Raw genomic sequence first — 2,248 nt, 5'->3', positions numbered from 1 at the left:
TACGCAAAACGACCTGAAACGTGTACTTGCTTATTCAACCATATCGCAACTGGGATATATGACACTGGCGATGGGAGTGGGGGCTTACGGTTCATCGCTGTTTCATTTGGCTACACACGCCTTTTTTAAATGTTTACTGTTTTTGGTGGCCGGTGTAGTGATCCACGAAATGCAGCACATCAAAGAGGAGAACGATCTGGATATCGACCCGCAAAATATCCTGCATATGGGCGGTTTGCGTAAAAAGTTGCCGCTTACTTTTATTGTCGCCGTTATTGGATCGCTGGCTTTGATCGGCATTCCCCTTACATCGGGCTACCTGTCAAAAGATGGTATCCTGATCCAGGCTTTTGAATGGAGTGAAGGCCGGAGTGCATGGCTTAAACTGATCCCGGCAGGGGCATTGTTTACCAGCTGGCTTACCGCTTTTTATATATCCCGTTTGATAGTAAAGGTGTTTTTCGGCGAGTTTCGACTGCTGAAAAGTAATCCTGACATAAAGTTCCATATCAGCGATGGCGGCTGGCAATATAAACTGCCGTTGATCCTGCTGGCAATTTGCAGTCTCTTCCCGCTGTTTTCGCTTAATCCATTCTTCTATGAAAAAGCATGGCTGTTTGAGAGTTTAAAGCCTTCCGACTTCCTGGCCCGCGAAAACATTTATCATACCATTATCCCGATAGGGGTAAATATATTGAGTGTATTTGTGATGTACGCGGCGTACGCTATCTACGTAAAACAAAATACTTTCTCGTTCCCGCAAACAGGCTTCCTGTACCGATTATCTTATAATCAATGGTATTTGGACAAGATCTATAAAAAAGCGATTGTAAAGCCTATACTTGGCTTAGGTAAAACTTGTTTCTGGTTCGACAGAAATATCATTGATGGGTTGATCCATTTAATTGAACGCACAAGCCGGATGGTAGCAAGTTTTACCGCCTGGAGCGATAAATATATTGTTGACGGATTTTTACATTCAATGGCTGCATTAGTGCAAAGTATTGGCAATTTTGCACGTAAGTTTCAAAACGGTAAAGTGCAATATTACCTTTATAGCATGCTGCTCATTGTGCTGGTACTCTTTATTTTAAAAATACTGATCTGAATTTAATGAACCTATTAACCCTCCTCATATTTATACCTGTACTGTTTGCGTTGGTGATCGTATTGCTGCCATCGTCGGTTCGCGGGAGTTTTAAATATATTACCCTGCTTGCTACGCTTTTGCAGTTGGGTATCAGTATCTGGATCTACCTCGATTTTAAAACTGGTGCGGCTACGGCAGGCATTAATCATGAAGATCAGTTTCAGTTTGTGCAGAAACTGCCATGGATAGCCCTTAACCTGGGCAACATGGGCAAGCTGCAGATAGATTATTTTGTGGGGATAGATGGCATTTCGGTAACGTTGCTGGTAATGTCGGCATTAATAATGGTAGTGGCTACGCTGGCTTCATGGGAGATCAAGAGTAATCTGAAAGGTTTCTTCCTGTTGTTCCTGCTGCTGGATATGGCCGTTATGGGCGTATTTTGTGCGTTGGATTTCTTCCTGTTTTACCTGTTTTATGAGCTGATGTTATTACCGCTTTATTTCCTGATAGGGATGTGGGGCGGTGTGCGCAGGGAATATGCGGCTATCAAGTTTTTCCTGTATACACTGTTTGGTTCGGTGTTTATGTTGCTGGTAATGATTGGCTTATACCTTTCAGTGAGCGACCCGGCAACCGGCAGTCATACTTTTAATATCATCCAAATGATGAACCCGGCTAATTATTCTGCGGGTTCGGTATTTTCGGCGGCCGCGCATCAAACCATATTGGGGATGCCTGCCCGTACGGTTGGCTATGTGGTGCTCTTCATCGCTTTTGCCATTAAAGTGCCCGTTGTGCCATTACATACCTGGCTACCCGATGCTCACGTAGAGGCACCGACGCCGGTATCAATTATCCTGGCCGGTGTACTGCTTAAAATAGGTGGCTACGGTATCATCAGGATCTGCTTAGGGATTTTCCCGGAGATAGCTACTTCAGGTGCTTTCTGGATCGGTCTTTTAGGCGTTATCTCTATATTATACGGGGCCTGCAATGCGCTGGCCCAACGCGATCTGAAACGGATGATCGCTTATTCGTCGGTATCGCACATGGGTTTTGTGCTGCTGGGCATAGCCTCGCAAACTGCCGAAGGTGTAAGCGGCGCGGTTATGCAAATGGTAAGTCACGGCTTTTTATCAACCATGTTGTTCTTTT

General features: G+C 44.8%; 2 protein-coding genes. Both read left to right on the top strand.

From position 1 onward, the window contains the following. Positions 1-1,108: NADH-quinone oxidoreductase subunit L (locus VF500_RS21035; protein WP_330861562.1), on the top strand; the 1,108-nt coding region annotated here is incomplete at its 5' end. Between the two features lie 5 nt (positions 1,109-1,113). Then, positions 1,114-2,248: NADH-quinone oxidoreductase subunit M (locus VF500_RS21030; protein WP_330861561.1), on the top strand; the 1,135-nt coding region annotated here is incomplete at its 3' end.

This window comes from Mucilaginibacter sp. (assembly GCF_036383575.1).
In the GTDB taxonomy this organism is placed as follows: domain Bacteria; phylum Bacteroidota; class Bacteroidia; order Sphingobacteriales; family Sphingobacteriaceae; genus Mucilaginibacter.
Note: the sequence above shows the minus strand (reverse complement) of the source record. Positions and strands in the feature narration are given on the sequence as shown.